Annotated in this window: 11 protein-coding genes; all 11 read left to right on the plus strand. The window is 32.6% G+C overall.

Annotated features, from left to right (window positions below):
• Positions 1 to 3 precede the first annotated feature (3 nt).
• The 11 genes from ACFX5F_RS10475 to hisB all read left to right on the plus strand — a co-directional run bounded on the left by ACFX5F_RS10475 (position 4) and on the right by hisB (position 16,181).
• Positions 4 to 1,413, plus strand: coding sequence for a DUF3570 domain-containing protein (locus ACFX5F_RS10475; RefSeq protein WP_379851989.1), 1,410 nt, complete (start codon positions 4 to 6; stop codon positions 1,411 to 1,413).
• A gap of 3 nt (positions 1,414 to 1,416) precedes the next feature.
• On the plus strand, positions 1,417 to 2,079 hold the full coding sequence (locus ACFX5F_RS10480; protein WP_379852050.1) for a response regulator transcription factor: 663 nt from the start codon (positions 1,417 to 1,419) through the stop codon (positions 2,077 to 2,079).
• A 6-nt stretch (positions 2,080 to 2,085) separates the two neighbouring features.
• Positions 2,086 to 3,480 carry a HAMP domain-containing sensor histidine kinase gene (locus ACFX5F_RS10485; RefSeq protein WP_379851990.1) on the plus strand — a complete coding sequence of 465 codons (1,395 nt, stop codon included), beginning with the start codon at positions 2,086 to 2,088 and terminating at the stop codon, positions 3,478 to 3,480.
• 691 nt (positions 3,481 to 4,171) lie between these two features.
• Positions 4,172 to 8,515, plus strand: coding sequence for a CusA/CzcA family heavy metal efflux RND transporter (locus ACFX5F_RS10490; RefSeq protein ID WP_379851991.1), 4,344 nt, complete (start codon positions 4,172 to 4,174; stop codon positions 8,513 to 8,515).
• Positions 8,516 to 9,643 carry an efflux RND transporter periplasmic adaptor subunit gene (locus ACFX5F_RS10495; RefSeq protein WP_379851992.1) on the plus strand — a complete coding sequence of 376 codons (1,128 nt, stop codon included), beginning with the start codon at positions 8,516 to 8,518 and terminating at the stop codon, positions 9,641 to 9,643.
• A gap of 123 nt (positions 9,644 to 9,766) precedes the next feature.
• Entirely contained in the window at positions 9,767 to 10,885 is a 1,119-nt protein-coding gene (locus ACFX5F_RS10500) for a VIT1/CCC1 transporter family protein (RefSeq protein WP_379851993.1), read from the plus strand.
• 77 nt (positions 10,886 to 10,962) lie between these two features.
• Positions 10,963 to 11,475, plus strand: a complete 513-nt coding sequence (locus tag ACFX5F_RS10505; RefSeq protein WP_379851994.1) for a DUF2231 domain-containing protein — start codon at positions 10,963 to 10,965, stop codon at positions 11,473 to 11,475.
• A 282-nt stretch (positions 11,476 to 11,757) separates the two neighbouring features.
• Complete coding sequence (hisG, locus tag ACFX5F_RS10510; protein WP_379851995.1) at positions 11,758 to 12,615, plus strand: ATP phosphoribosyltransferase; 858 nt, start codon at positions 11,758 to 11,760, stop codon at positions 12,613 to 12,615.
• Positions 12,616 to 12,688: 73 nt separating this feature from the next.
• Positions 12,689 to 13,981, plus strand: a complete 1,293-nt coding sequence (gene hisD, locus ACFX5F_RS10515; protein WP_379851996.1) for a histidinol dehydrogenase — start codon at positions 12,689 to 12,691, stop codon at positions 13,979 to 13,981.
• Complete coding sequence (gene hisC, locus ACFX5F_RS10520; RefSeq protein WP_379851997.1) at positions 13,971 to 15,020, plus strand: histidinol-phosphate transaminase; 1,050 nt, start codon at positions 13,971 to 13,973, stop codon at positions 15,018 to 15,020. Before hisD ends, hisC begins: the two co-directional genes overlap by 11 nt.
• Before the next feature lie 24 nt (positions 15,021 to 15,044).
• Positions 15,045 to 16,181: a bifunctional histidinol-phosphatase/imidazoleglycerol-phosphate dehydratase HisB gene (gene hisB / locus ACFX5F_RS10525; RefSeq protein WP_379851998.1), complete on the plus strand. Its 1,137-nt coding sequence runs from the start codon at positions 15,045 to 15,047 to the stop codon at positions 16,179 to 16,181.
• The last annotated feature ends 48 nt before the right edge of the window (positions 16,182 to 16,229 follow it).

Here is a 16,229-nt window from a genome sequence, read left to right on the forward strand (position 1 = left end):
GTTATGAAAAAAAGAATATCTTTAATTGTTTTATTAGTAAATATAGCTGCCATGGCTCAAACTCAAGATACCACAACAACTTTTAAGAAAAGAGTTTTAGAAAATACTGAGATTGATTTTTTATTCAGTTATTATAAACAAGATGGAGTACATTCGCCTGTTGCAGGTGGAATAGGTTCTGAAAAACTAACTGATATTGCTTCTAATATCGTTGTGGCTGTTCCATTAAATGAAGACGATGTTTTGACATTTGATGTTGGAATTTCTGCTTACACTTCAGCATCATCAAGTAATATAAACCCATTTAATGCTACAGGTGCATCTGGTTCCGGGAATTCTACAGGCCCTTACGGAACACCTTGGCAAGCCTCATCTGGTGCTTCTGGAAATGATGAGTTAACTTCAGTTGTTGCTAATTATAGTCATAGTTCTGATAATAGAAATACCATTTGGAGCGCAGATGTTTCATTTTCGAATGAATACGATTATACTTCAGTTGGTTTTGGCGGAGGCTTAACTAAATTATTCAATGAAAAAAATACAGACATTGGTTTAAAAGTAAATGCATATTTAGATCAATGGAGACCGATTTATCCAACAGAATTACATGAGTATTCATTATATGGCAGTAATTTCCAGAATCAAGGTTATTTTTTAGGAGTGACAGTTTTGGATCAGAATGGAAATCTATCAAATAATTATTTGCCATCTTCTTTCACAACTTATAATACCAAAAATAGAAATTCATATTCGGCTTCTTTATCCTTTTCACAAATACTTTCAAAAAGGATTCAAATGTCAGTATTCATGGATGTTCTTAAACAAGAAGGATTATTGGCTACACCTTATCAAAGAGTTTATTTTTCAGATAAATCAAATTATTATATTGGACAAGCGCAATATATTCCTGTTTATGAAACAGCAGAAAACAGGGGAGTTTACAGACTTGCGGATGATATTGAACGATTACCAAATACTCGATTTAAAGTTCCAATAGGTGCCAGAATCAATTTTTATATAAATGAATATATAGTTGCTAAGACGTATTATAGATATTATGAAGATAATTGGGGCATTCAGGCACATACCGCTTCTATTGAATTGCCCGTTAAATTAGGGAAGAAATTTACAGTTTACCCTATGTACAGATATTACGTGCAAACAGCATCCGACTATTTTGCCCCTTTTGAAAAACATATTTCTACTGAAAAATATTATACTTCAGACTACGATTTATCAGCATTTAATGCCAGTCAATACGGATTTGGCGTAAGCTATTTAGATATTTTGCTAGGTTCTAAAATTTGGAAATTTGGATTAAAAAACATAGACTTCAGATACAATCACTATGTCAGAAATGATGGCTTGAACGCCAATATTGTATCCTTAGGTATTAAATTTATAATGCAATAAATGATGCATATATTAATTGTAGAAGATGAAGTTGGCATTGTTCAATTCCTGAAACAGGGATTAGAAGAGGAAGGTTATAAAATTACTTGCGCAACAGATGGTTTGCAAGGATTTGAATTAATTCAAAAGAAAAAATTTGATTTGATATTATTGGATTGGATGCTTCCAAAAATGACCGGATTAGAACTTTGTAAAGCCGTTCGATTAAAAGATAACAGTACACCAATTATTTTCTTGACAGCCAAAGATACTATTCAGGAAACAATAGAAGGGCTGAAAGCCGGAGCCAATGATTATATAAAAAAACCTTTCAGTTTTGATGAATTGACTGAGCGAATCAAAATTCATTTTAGAAATCAAAAAGAACAAGAAATCCTAAACCTTGGGACGATTGAAATTAATGTTTCCCAACATCGTGTTTTGGCGAATGGTAACGAAGTAAACTTGACTCATAGAGAATATGACTTACTGTGCTATTTGGTGAAAAATAAAGGTAAAGTATGTACACGAACCCAAATTATTGAGGATGTTTGGAATATTCATTTTGACTATGACACTGGTGTAATAGATGTTTTTATGAATGCCATTCGGAAAAAATTGAATTTAAAAATAGAAGAAGACTATATAAAAACCGTTCGCGGAGTAGGCTATATTGCTAATGACTAAATAAAAATGCAACAACTTTCCTTTAAAAACAGAATCGCGTCTAATTATATTATCACCACAGCTTTATTGATTTTTGTGGTGTTTTTTGTGATTTATTCCATTGTAAAACTCAGTGTTTTTGGTCATATAAATTATGACATAAAAAACGAATCTCAAAAGCATTTATCAGAAATTGAAATCGAAGGAAATAGTTTTCATTTAATTCACGAGGAAGAATGGAAAGAAAGAGAACACAATACTATAGATGTAAATCCTGTTTTTGTCCAATTTGTTGACGGGACTGGAAACGTTGTTGAGAAATCTCCAAACCTAAAAAACCGTACCTTAAAATTTCATTCGGAAATTATTGAAAATAAATTATTCGATACCAAGTTGGCCAATAAAACCATCCGACAAATTCAAGTTCCCATATGCAAAGACAGTAAAATTATAGGTTATGTCATCGTTGCCATGTCATTAGAAGATGCCACGATGGTGCTGAATAATTTATCTGAAGTCTTGATTATTGCTTTCCCTCTAATCCTGATTGCTCTTTTTCTAATTGCCCGATTTATAGCCGGAAGAAGCATAAAACCTATCAGTTCCATTATTGAAACCTCTAATGTTATTACAAAGGATAATTTAAAATCCAGAATTCCGTTGCCAATCAATCGCGATGAATTATATATTTTGTCTCATACAATCAATAATTTATTGGACAGAATCGAAACTGCCGTTGAAAGAGAAAAACAATTCACTTCGGATGCATCACACGAATTGAGAACCCCATTGACAGTTATCAAAGGAACACTGGAAGTTTTGATTCGTAAACCTCGAAATCATGAAGAATATGAAGAGAAAATAAATTTTTGTGTTACAGAAGTCAATCGCTTGAATAATCTAGTGGATCAGTTGCTTTTATTGGCTCGATTTGAAAACCAAAAGCAAACCTTAAAAACGGAGAAAGTATATTTGAATGCATTATTTTTAGATACAATCGCTCGATATTCTACTGTAATTCAATCAAAAAAAATTACTGTTTCTACTGAATTCTCTCAAGATTATTACCGAGAAACAGATAGTTATTTATTTTCAATAGTGATTAATAATCTGATATCAAATGCGTTGAAATATTCGAATCAAAATGGAAATTTGGCAGTCACCATAAAAACGATCGATTCTAAAATTGAATGCCACATCATTGATTCCGGAGTTGGAATACCTGCAGAAGACTTAGAAAAAATCTTCAATCAGTTTTACCGTTCAAAATCCAGCAACCACCCAGAAATTAAAGGAACAGGATTAGGGTTGTCAATCGTAAAAAGATTGTGCTCCTTACTCAATATTAACATTGCAATTTTCAGTAAGGAAAATAGCGGAACTACAGTAATTTTAAGTTTATTTGAAGTAGACTTTAAGTAGTTCTTAAGGTAATCCTCAAATTTATGCTTTACATTTATACTTTCTGTAACCACATTTATACAATGATAAATTAATGAATTCAATTTTTATAATAGGTCATTCGCTCATTAATCTTCTTTAAAACAAGGTATTTATTCAACCAAAACTGAAGTTTAGCTTAGTATTCCAATTAAAATAAAATCTAAAAAGTACTTATATTTGTTTCGTGAAATTTTTTAAAAACATAATAGCCCTAATTATTTGTCTACAACTAACAGTTCCTTTTGTTGTTGAGGATAGTTTACGCTTACCTATTTTAGTTTCACATTTTATTCAACACACTTACAATCACAATGGTGTTACTCTCATCCATTTTTTGACAGATCATTATTTAGACAAACATCAAAATGAGAAGCAGGATGACCATGGAGATTTACCCTTTCATAGCCATTCGGATTTTTCGTCTAATCACAATTTAGTAATAAATTTAGAAATAAAATTATTCAAATTTATTCCTAACTACTATTTTAAAGAACCACAAAAAATAGCTTTTTTGCAAAACTATTTTTCTTCAAGTGTTCTACTATCTATTTGGAGACCACCAAAGTATTGTTAATTATTTTAGTGCTTTTTACAATTCATCTTCGTATATACATTGATGAAGGTTATTAGTACAGAATATTCTTATAAAAATAATTAATAATTATAAATTATGTTGAATAAAATAATTGAATTTTCAATCAAAAATAAACTTATCGTTGGTCTTTTCATTGTCGCTCTTATCGTATATGGGAGTTTCCAATTTACCAAATTACCAATCGATGCAGTTCCTGATATTACGAATAATCAGGTACAAGTAATCACTTCTGCACCATCACTGGGCGCAACTGATATAGAACGGCTGATTACTTTTCCAATTGAACAAGCCAACAGTAATATTCCCGGGCTGAAAGAAATTCGTAGTTTTTCTCGTTTCGGTTTATCTGTAGTAACTATTGTTTTTGATGATGCAATTGATGTCTATTGGGCCAGACAACAAGTAACGGAACGATTAAGTGCTGTTAAAGACCAAATTCCAAGAGGTATTGGAGATCCATTTCTTGCACCCGTAACTACTGGTTTGGGCGAAATTTACCAATATGCTGTTCGAACAAAACCTGGTTATGAAAAAAAGTATGATGTAACTGAGTTGAGAACCATTCAGGATTGGATTGTTCGCCGTCAATTATTAAGTGTTGAAGGTGTTGCAGAAGTAAGTAGTTTTGGTGGAAAATTGAAGCAATTTGAAATTGCTATTGACCCAAATAAATTACAATCTTATAATATTACGATTACTGATGTTTTTACTGCTTTAGAAAAAAATAATCAAAATACAGGCGGTGCTTATATTGAAAAAGGACCTAAAGTTTTATACATCCGAAGCGAAGGATTAATTAATACTATCGAAAATATAAAAGATATTTCTATTAAAAATACTAATAGCGGAAGTCCTTTATTTATTCGTGATGTGGCAGATGTTCGAATAGGGAGTGCTATTCGTTATGGAGCAATGACTTTTAATAAAAAAGGAGTTCAATCCGGCGAAGTTTCGGGTGCTGTAGTGATGATGCTAAAAGGCGCTAACAGCAATGTGGTTATCAAAAAAATTAAAGAACGTATAGAACAAATACAAAAAACGCTACCTGAAGGTGTTATTGTAGAACCATTTTTAGATCGCACAAAAATGGTTAATAATTCTATTTCAACAGTAGAAAAAAACTTATTAGAAGGGGCGCTAATAGTACTTTTTGTTCTTATTTTCTTTTTAGGAAATGTAAGGGCTGGATTAATCGTAGCATCAGTTATTCCAATGGCGATGCTGATAGCAGTCATATTGATGAATTTATTTGGCGTTAGCGGAAATTTAATGAGTTTGGGAGCATTAGATTTTGGATTGATTGTAGATGGAGCCGTTATTATTGTTGAAGCCTGTTTGTTTAGTTTACACAGCAGGAAAACTTCTCAAATATCACAGAAAGAAATGGACAATACCGTATTAAAAACATCAATAAAAATGCGTAATGTATCTGTTTTTGGGGAGTTAATTATATTAATTGTTTATATTCCTATTTTTACTTTGCGCGGTATTGAGGGGAAAATGTTTTTGCCGATGGCACAAACTATTGCATTTGCATTATTTGGTGCTTTTATACTTTCGTTGACTTATATTCCTATGATGACTGCTTTATTTTTGAATAAAAACATATCTCATAAAAAAACATTTTCGGATAGAATGATGGAAAAATTAGAAAATTTCTATCAACCACTTCTTCATAAATCATTAGGAATTCCGCGAATAATTATCGGAACAACTTTGGGATTATTTGTTTTAGCACTGATTACGCTTTCGTTTATGGGTGGCGAATTTATGCCCTCATTGGAAGAAGGAGATTTTGCTGTAGAAACAAGGGTTTTGCCGGGAAGTAATTTGCAAACCTCAATGACAGCCATTTCCCAAGGCGCAAAAATACTAATAGAAAAATTTCCCGAAGTTGAAAAAATTGTAGGCAAAACAGGAAGCAGTGAAGTCCCTACCGATCCAATGCCTATTGATGCCAGCGATATGATGATTATTTTAAAGGACAAAAGCGAATGGACTTCAGCTAAAAATTTTGACGAATTATCAGAAAAAATGGCAAAAGAATTAGAAGCTGTCCCTGGTGTTTCTTACGGTTTTCAATATCCTGTACAAATGCGTTTTAATGAATTAATGACTGGTGCAAGACAAGATGTAGTGTGCAAAATATTTGGAGAAAATCTAGACACACTGGCGTTGTACGCCAATAAATTAGGTAAAATTGTGAACACAGTCGAGGGTACTTCTGACCTTTATGTAGAAACAGTTACCGGAATGCCACAAGTAGTAATCGACTACAACCGAGCCTCTATTGCGCAATACGGATTGAATATTCAGGATATTAATCGAATAGTAAACACCGCATTTGCAGGACAGAGCACAGGGGTTGTTTACGAAGGTGAAAAACGATTTGATTTAGTAGTTCGTTTAACAGGCGAAAAACGTCAGGATTTGGCAGATGTTCAAAATTTATTAATTCCAACACCAAATGGTTTGCAAATTCCTTTATCTCAATTGGCAAAAGTTGAAATTACTGAAGGTCCAAATCAGATACAAAGAGAAGATGCTAAACGTAGAATTGTGGTTGGTTTTAATGTTAGAGGTCGTGATGTGCAAAGTATTGTAAAAGAATTGCAAGGAAAAGTCGAAGCCCAAATTAAATTTCCTGCAGGTTACTATCCTACGTATGGAGGTGCTTTTGAAAACTTAAACGAAGCCAAAAACCGATTGATGATTGCAGTTCCCATATCATTGATATTAATATTTATTTTGTTATATTTTGCTTTTAATTCAGTGAAACAAGGCTTATTGATTTATTCAGCCATTCCACTTTCTGCAATTGGAGGTATTTTCTTTTTAGCATTGCGTGGAATGCCTTTTAGTATTAGTGCAGGAGTTGGTTTTATTGCCTTATTTGGTGTCGCGGTTCTGAATGGATTGGTATTAATAGCCGAATTCAACAGCATAAGAAAATCAGGCGAAACCGATTTAAAGACTATTGTTTTACAAGGAACTAAGATACGTTTACGTCCTGTTTTAATGACCGCATTTGTAGCATCATTAGGATTTTTGCCAATGGCATTAAGCAACGGTTCAGGTGCAGAAGTTCAAAAACCATTGGCAACTGTGGTAATTGGCGGTTTATTAATTGCAACATTCTTAACTTTATTTGTTTTACCAATTTTATATATCATGTTTGAAAAAGAAATTAATTTAAAACCAAAAAAGATAAAATCAATTACAACAATCATGATATTGGGACTGTTTTTTTCTTTTCAAAATGCAAATGCTCAAGAAAAAATTTCACTTGAAAAAGCCATTGAAACCGCGTTGCAGAATAATATAAAAATAAAAAACGGAAAACTAAATTCTGAATATTTACAGAAAATGACCAAGACGGGGTATGACATCTCCAACACAGGAATTTTGGGCGAGTACGGTCAGTTTAACAGCAATGTTAATGATATAAAAATTGGTGTTTCACAAACTATTAAATTTCCAACAGTTTACAAAAGACAGAAACAACTGTTAATTGAAGAAGCCAAAACTGGCGAATGGAACGAAGCATTACAGAAAAAAGAATTGACCCGACAAGTAACAACTGTTTTTTACGAGATGATTTATCTCAAAGAAAAGGAAAAATTATTGCTAAAAAGTGATAGTATTTATACTGAATTTTTAAGAAAATCAACACTTCGTTTTGACAAAGGAGAAAGCAATATATTAGAAAAAGCAACCGCTGAAAACCAATCTGGACAAATAAAAATACAACTTCTGGAATTACAAAGTGATTATAAAATGACACAATTGCAATTCAAATATGTCCTTAATACAGATAAAGATTTTATCCCGGTTTCAGATAAATACAAAATGGATTTTGCCGAAAATTTAGATAAAAATGCTATAGACAATCAACCCAGTATAAAATTACTTGAGCAAGAATTAAATAGTAACAAAGCGCAAATTTCACTTGAAAAATCTAAAAAACTACCCGAATTAATAGGCGGTGTTTTTTGGCAGACATTCAAAACAAATACGGCGTTTCAAGACGGCTATAATGGAGTTTATGGACAATTTGGAGTGTCGCTGCCACTTTTCAATTCAAACATAAAAAACAGACAAAAAGCATTAGAAATCAACAGCCAAATTGCAGAAAATAATTTGACTAATGAAAAAATAAAGTTGCAAAGTCAGTATAATGAATTAATTCAAGAATCGAAAAAACACCAAGAAACTATTGCTTATTACGAAAGTCAGGCGTTAAAGAATGTGGATTTGGTAACTAAAGCTGCTAATGATAAATTCATCAATGGTGACATCAATTATCTGGAATGGGTAATGTTGATAAATCAAAACACAGAAATTCAAAGTAACTACATTGAAACAGTTAGAAAATTCAATGAAACAATTCTTAAATTAGGAAATTTAATATCAAAATAAATGAAAAATATAGTCATTACAATTGCAGCTTTAATCTTCCTTTCTTCCTGTGGAGACAAGAAAACAGAAATCGATCCCGAAGCTGCTCCAGCTATTGAAAACACAACAACACTTACCGAAGCACAAATAAAAAATGCAGGTATTGAAACGGGTAAAATCGAGCAAAAAGAGATCTCATCACTATTAAAATTAAATGGAAAAATAGATGTACCACCTCAAAATTTAGTGTCCATAAGTGTGCCGATGGGAGGATATTTAAAATACACCAAACTTTTAGAGGGAATGTATGTGACCAAAGAGCAAGTTTTATGCGTTGTTGAAGACCAACAATACATTCAGTTGCAGGAAGATTACCTTTTAGCAAAAGCAAAAATTGGGTATGCAAAATCCGAATTCGAAAGACAAAAAGAACTTAACCGAAGCAAAGCCAGCAGCGATAAAGTGTATCAACAGGCACAATCAGAATACAATTCACTATTGGTAATGGTGCAATCGTATGGAGAGAAATTAAAATTCGCAGGATTAAATCCAAGTAATGTATCTGCAAAAAACATTTCAAAGAGCATCAATATTTATTCGCCAATAAGCGGCTATGTGTCTAAAGTGAATGTAAATACAGGAAAATATGTAGCTCCTAGCGACATTTTATTTGAGATTGTAAATCCTTCTGATATTCATTTGGCACTAACTGTATTCGAAAAAGACATTAACAAAATGGCAATTGGTCAGTCAGTTATAGCTTATAATAACACTAATCCAGAAAAAAAATATCACTGCGAAATTATTTTAATAGGAAAAGATTTTTCTGAAGACCGAAGTACAGAAATGCATTGCCATTTTGCTAACTACGATAAAACACTATTACCGGGAATGTACATGAATGCAGAAATAAAATTAAAAAGCCAGCAATCCAATGTTTTGCCATCAGAGGCTATTGTAAATTATGAAAACAAAAATTATATCTTTATAGAAAAGGGAAACAAGCTCTTTGAAATGAAAGAAGTAACAACCGGAACATCAGAAAATGGATATGTAGAAATTGTTTCCAACGAAGATTTAAAAGACGTAAATATTGTTATAAAAGGGTCTTATTCGCTTTTGATGAAAATGAAAAATTTAGAGGAATAAAGGGTTAGATTTATAATCTAAACGGAATAGTTTTTTAAATGAAAATCTTTAAATTAGTGAAATGAATAGTGCAAAAAATACTGATACATGAAATTATTAATTTAGAAAAGTAAACAAGAAAATATGGATTTAAATAAGCTAAAAGGTCAATTACAAACAGAAGTAGATACGGCTTTTTTATATGACAGTATTGCCGCTATTCAATCTGACTATAATCTGACAAGAGTATTACGCAGTCTTGGAGAGATTGAAAAGGGGCATGCACAACATATGCTCAATAAAGTATTGACTTTTGAGCCAAATTACAAAATGCCTTTGCCTTCAGGAAGAGCTAAATTCCAATTGAAGCTGGGTAAACTTTTTGGATATAATTCAATCATTAGCAGCCTTTCGAGTATAGAAAAGCAATTTGCAGTAAATGCAATCAAAAATAAAATTGAAAATGGTGAGAAACCAACCGGTTTTGAACACAATCACCTCAAAATTATAGAAGCAGTAAATAATAACGCCGCACTTAATGTTTCTGGTGGTTTTTTATCAAAATTCGAAAGCCGACACAAATCAGTTGGCGGAAATGCATTACGAGCCGCCGTTTTAGGTTCTAATGACGGATTGGTTTCTAATATGAGTTTGGTAATGGGAGTAGCAGGAGCGGCAGTTTCTAACAATACTATTTTATTGACAGGAATAGCAGGATTAATGGCGGGAGCAATTTCAATGGCTTTAGGCGAATGGCTTTCTGTACAAAGTTCTCGAGAATTAAATCAACGCCAAATTGATTTAGAAACTGAAGAACTCGAAGCTTCACCCGAAGAAGAAAAAAAGGAATTAGTTTTGCTCTATCAAGCCAAAGGAATGAATATCGTTGAAGCTCAAAAACTAGCTGATAAAGCATTTGAAAATCCGCAAACGGCTATAGATGCAATTATAACAGAAGAATTGGGAATTGATAAAGAAGAATTAGGAGGCTCAGCATGGGAAGCAGCTATAGCATCTTTTGTTTTATTTTCAATAGGAGCGATCATTCCCTTATATCCATTTATGTTTTTAGATGGGAAAAATGCCATTTTATTGAGTGTAGGAAGCAGTGTCATTGGACTTTTTGGAATTGGGGCCGCAATAACCTTATTAACAGGGAAAAGTATTATGTTCTCAGGACTTAGACAAGTATCTTTTGGTTTAGCAGCGGCAGCGGTAACCTATGGAATAGGTTCGTTAATTGGTGTTTCATTAGCGGGATAAATAGATATTTCACTTTAGAACAAAAAATAAACAATTGCTCTTAACTTTAAATAATAAACCTTAAAACAAATTACATTATGAATGACGCACACTTGCACATGGTAGTTAACCATTTTCCTATTATCGGAACGATTTTAGGTCTAGGGATATTAATTACGGGAATAATTTTAAAAAATAATTCTGTTAAAAATACCGCTTACTTTCTATTCATTGTTGCAGCACTTTTTGCGCTAGCGAGTATGGCTACAGGTGATGGAGCAGAAGAATTGGTTGAAGATATGCCTAACATAGGTAAAAGTATTATCCATGAACATGAAGAAATAGCAGAAAAGTTAGCGATAGCATTGTATTTACTTGGAGCAATTTCAATTATGGGTATAATTTTAAACATAAAAAATCATCCAAAAGCAAAATTTATATCTTTAGTAGCGGTTGTTACAGCAGTAGCAACTACGTATATCGCTACCTTAGTAGGAACTTCCGGAGGAGAGATTCGCCACACTGAAATTAGAGATGATGCGCTTACAACCAAAGTTAGTCCTGCAGGTTCTATTTCTAAAGAAGAAAGCAAAGAAAATGACGAGAAATAATTTTTAACAATTTAGTTACATTAAGTTAAATATAAAATAGCGTTCTAAATAAAATAACTCTTATATTTGCAAAAGAAATTAAATTCTAAATACATACACAAATGTTTTCAATTCAATTACATCATCATCATTTCCATTATTGCTCTCAAGCGATGTGTTAATGTTATGTGTGTAAATCATCATAATCTAAAAACCCGTTTGAGTACATCAAACGGGTTTTTTATTGCCTAATATTTGTACTCAAACCTAATATTCAAAAACAAAAAACTAAAACAAAAAAAAATGAGTACACTAAAAATTGCAATTCAAAAATCAGGACGTTTAAACGAAGACAGCATACAAATTCTCAAAGATGCAGGAATTTCAATCGATAATGGGATCGATCAATTAAAAGCCGAAGCATCTAATTTTCCTTTGGAGGTTTTGTATTTACGAAATTCTGACATTCCTCAATATTTAATAGATGGAGTTGTTGATATCGCTATTGTAGGCGATAATTTATTAGTTGAAAAAGGAAACAATATTGAAGTTATTCAAAAATTAGGTTTTTCAAAATGTAAAGTATCCGTTGCTGTACCGAAAGCATTTAATTACAAATCCGTTCAAGATTTAGATGGTATGCGTATCGCAACTTCCTACCCTAAAACAGTACTTGATTTTTTTAATTCTAAAGGGGTAAAAGTCGATATTCACCAGATATCAGGTTCCGTAGAAATTGCTCCAAACATTGGTTTAGCCGATGCTATTGTTGATATTGTTTCCAGCGGGAGTACATTGTTTAAAAACAATTTAAAAGAGGTTGAAGTTATTTTTAAAAGTGAAGCGGTTTTAGCTGTTTCTCCAAAAGTAAGTCCTGAATCTCAAAAAATAATCGATACCTTAAAATTCAGAATCGAATCGGTTTTAAGAGCAAGAAAATCGAAATATATCTTGATGAATGTACCAAATGACAAAATTGATGCTGTTGGAAAAATTCTTCCGGTATTACGAAGTTTAACCGTTTTACCTTTGGCACAAGAAGGATGGAGCAGTGTACACTCTGTAATCGATAAAGATACTTTCTGGGATGTGATTGATCAATTGAAAGAAGCTGGAGCCGAAGGAATTTTAGTTTGTCCAATTGAGAAAATGGTTCTATAGAGTTATGAATGATATGATTTAAAAGTAAAGTTTTTTAATTTTTAAATCATTTAATCTTTGAATAAAATTAAAAATGAATAAAATATACAATCCAAAACCAGAAACTTGGTCTTCGATTTTAGAGAGACCAACAAAAACTGTTGATGATATAGAAGCAACAGTAAAAGAAATTTTTAAGGAAGTACAGAAGAAAGGTGATCAGGCTGTTGCAAAATATACTTCGCTTTTTGATGGTGCTTTAATAGATAAGTTAGAGGTTTCTACAGCTGAAATTGGTTTAGCAATCGCATCTATATCTTCTGAATTAAAAACGGCTATTCAATTAGCTAAAGCAAATATAAAAAAATTCCATTCTGCTCAAAAAACAGAAAGAGTTGTTGTAGAAACTATTGAAGGCGTAAATTGCTGGCAAGAAAAACGACCTATTCAAAAAATTGGTTTATACATTCCAGGAGGAACTGCGCCATTATTTTCTACTGTCTTGATGTTAGCTGTTCCGGCAGAAATTGCTGGCTGCAACGAAATTGTTTTGTGTTCCCCTCCCGATAAAAACGGAAATATCAATCCTGCAATATTGTATGCTGCGAATTTATGCGGAGTAACAAAAATTTTAAAAGTTGGCGGAATTCAAGCTATCGCAGGAATGACTTTTGGAACAGAAACGATTCCTAAAGTGTATAAAATTTTTGGTCCCGGAAATCAATTTGTGACGGTGGCTAAACAATTGGCAACACAATTTGGCGTGGCAATCGATATGCCGGCCGGTCCATCAGAATTATTGATTGTTGCTGACGATACTGCTGTTCCGGCTTTTGTAGCATCAGATTTATTATCTCAGGCAGAACACGGAGCAGATAGTCAGGTTATTTTAGTTTCTACTTCCAGAAAATTAATTGATGCCGTAGAAACAGAGATCCAAATACAGTTGGATGCTCTGCTAAGAAAAGCCATTGCTGAGAAAGCCATTGCCAATTCTAAATTGATTTTTGTCGAAAATGATAAAATTGCTTTGGACTTAATCAATGAATATGGACCGGAACACTTTATTATTTGTTCTGAATTTGATGATTTTTATAGCAACGGTGTTCAAAATGCTGGCTCTGTATTTATAGGGAATTATACACCAGAAAGTGCTGGAGATTATGCGTCAGGAACTAATCATACTTTGCCAACGAATGGTTATGCTAAGAACTATAGTGGCGTAAATCTGGATAGTTTTACGAAAGCCATGACTTTTCAAAAAATATCTAAACAAGGAATACAGAACATTGGTAAAGCTATTGAAATCATGGCAGAAGCAGAAGGTTTACAAGCGCACAAAAACGCAGTTACCTTACGATTAAAAGCGATTGAAAATGGAAAATAATTTCGATATAAATACTATAGTCCGAGAAAACGTAAAGCAATTGAAACCGTATTCTTCGGCTCGTGATGAATTTGAGGATTTTGACACCGCTGATATGATTTTTCTGGATGCCAATGAAAATCCGTTTGAAAATGGTGTAAATCGCTATCCGGATCCGCAACAAATGAGTGTAAAAGGAATTTTGGCAAAACAAAAAAAGATCAAAACGAATCAAATTTTATTAGGCAATGGAAGTGATGAAGTTTTGGATTTGTTATTCAGAGCTTTTTGCGAACCAAAAACGGACAATGTAATTACTTTGCCACCAACATACGGAATGTATGGTGTTTTGGCAAATATCAATGCTGTTGAAAATAAAGAAGTGTTGCTTTCAGAAGATTTTCAGCCACGAATTGAAGAAATTATGGAAGCCATAGATAAAAACACTAAAATTATCTTTTTGTGCTCTCCAAATAACCCAACAGGAAATTCATTTTCTGATGAAAGTGTGGCGTATCTTTTGCAAAATTTTAAAGGTTTGGTTGTGATTGATGAAGCGTATATTGACTTTTCAAAAAAGGAAAGTTGGATTAACGAATTAGATGAATATCCAAATTTGGTCATTACCCAAACACTATCAAAAGCGTATGGTTTGGCAGGAATTAGATTGGGAATTTGTTATGCATCCACTGAAGTAATTTCGGTTTTAAATAAAATAAAGCCTCCTTATAATGTGAATGAATTGTCTCAAAAAAGAGCTTTGGAACGATTAGACAATCCAGAAAAAATAAAATCTGAAATTGAATCTATAATAACACAAAGGGAAGAGTTACTTAAAGTCCTACTTAATGTTAAATTTGTCGAAAAAATTTATCCCACGGATGCTAATTTTATTTTGGTAAAAGTAAATGATGCTAATAAAAGATACGCTGAATTGATTGCAAAAGGAATTGTAATTAGAAACAGAACGACCCAACCGTTATGCGAAAACTGTTTGCGTTTTACCGTTGGAACAGAACAAGAAAACATGAAATTAATTGAGGTGTTAAAGCAACTTTAAACCTTAAACCTTAAACTTTTTTTAATGAAAAAAATACTTTTTATAGATCGTGACGGAACAATGGTTTTGGAACCAAACGATTATCAATTAGACAGTTTTGAAAAATTAGAATTTTATCCTAAAGCGTTTCAATATCTAGGAAAAATTGCTTTAGAATTAGATTTTGAATTAGTAATGGTTACAAATCAAGATGGATTGGGAACTGATTCTCATCCGGAAATTAACTTTTGGCCGGTTCATAACTTGATTATGAAAGCTTTTGAAAATGAAGGAGTTGTTTTCAAAGAAGTATTAATTGACAAAACATTTCCGCACGAAAATGCGCCAACTCGCAAGCCTGCAACTGGGATGTTAACAAAATACATTAATAATTCGGACTATGATTTAGCAAATTCATTCGTAATTGGAGACAGAATAACCGATGTAGAATTGGCAAAAAACTTAGGGGCAAAAGCAATTTTTATCAACACGGATGAAGAGTTGGGTGGTGATGAAATATCCTCTAAAAGACACGAATTGGACTCTGTTATTGCTTTACAAACTACAGATTGGAAAGTAATTTATGAGTTTTTGAAATTAGAGGAACGTTCTGCTTCAATAACAAGAAAAACTAATGAAACGGATATTTACATCAATTTAAATCTGGACGGAACAGGAAAGAGTAAAATCGAAACAGGAATTGCCTTTTTTGACCATATGCTGGACCAAATTGCGCGTCACGGACAAATGGATTTGGAAATTCTTGTAAAAGGTGATCTAGAGGTAGATGAACACCACACAATTGAAGACACTGCGATTGCACTTGGAGAGGTTTTTGCAAAAGCATTAGGAAATAAATTAGGAATAGAACGTTACGGTTTTTGTTTACCAATGGATGACTGTTTGGCACAAGTGGCTATTGATTTTGGAGGGAGAAACTGGCTAGTTTGGGAAACCGAATTTAAACGTGAAATGGTTGGAAAAATGCCAACAGAGATGTTCTATCATTTCTTCAAATCTTTCTCTGATGGTGCGAAAGCAAACATCAATATCAAGGCAGAAGGAACGAACGAACATCACAAGATTGAAGCTATTTTTAAAGCTTTTGCAAAAGCAATAAAAGTAGCAGTAAAACGTGATACTGAAAAGATGATATTACCAAGTACGAAAGGAATGCTTTAATGAATTATAAATTATGAATTATAAATTATGAATTATTAAGTGTTAAAT

The sequence above is a fragment of the Flavobacterium zhoui genome (genome assembly GCF_042787235.1).
Classification (GTDB): domain Bacteria; phylum Bacteroidota; class Bacteroidia; order Flavobacteriales; family Flavobacteriaceae; genus Flavobacterium; species Flavobacterium zhoui.

Bases quoted from the DNA above. Each gene is read 5' to 3' on its own strand.
- ACFX5F_RS10475 (WP_379851989.1), top strand. From the start codon at position 4: ATGAAAAAAAGAATATCTTTAATTGTTTTATTAGTAAATATAGCTGCC.
- hisB (WP_379851998.1), top strand. From the start codon at position 15,045: ATGAAAAAAATACTTTTTATAGATCGTGACGGAACAATGGTTTTGGAA.
- ACFX5F_RS10480 (WP_379852050.1), top strand. From the start codon at position 1,417: ATGCATATATTAATTGTAGAAGATGAAGTTGGCATTGTTCAATTCCTG.
- hisG (WP_379851995.1), top strand. From the start codon at position 11,758: ATGAGTACACTAAAAATTGCAATTCAAAAATCAGGACGTTTAAACGAA.
- hisD (WP_379851996.1), top strand. From the start codon at position 12,689: ATGAATAAAATATACAATCCAAAACCAGAAACTTGGTCTTCGATTTTA.
- ACFX5F_RS10485 (WP_379851990.1), top strand. From the start codon at position 2,086: ATGCAACAACTTTCCTTTAAAAACAGAATCGCGTCTAATTATATTATC.
- hisC (WP_379851997.1), top strand. From the start codon at position 13,971: ATGGAAAATAATTTCGATATAAATACTATAGTCCGAGAAAACGTAAAG.
- ACFX5F_RS10495 (WP_379851992.1), top strand. From the start codon at position 8,516: ATGAAAAATATAGTCATTACAATTGCAGCTTTAATCTTCCTTTCTTCC.
- ACFX5F_RS10500 (WP_379851993.1), top strand. From the start codon at position 9,767: ATGGATTTAAATAAGCTAAAAGGTCAATTACAAACAGAAGTAGATACG.
- ACFX5F_RS10490 (WP_379851991.1), top strand. From the start codon at position 4,172: ATGTTGAATAAAATAATTGAATTTTCAATCAAAAATAAACTTATCGTT.
- ACFX5F_RS10505 (WP_379851994.1), top strand. From the start codon at position 10,963: ATGAATGACGCACACTTGCACATGGTAGTTAACCATTTTCCTATTATC.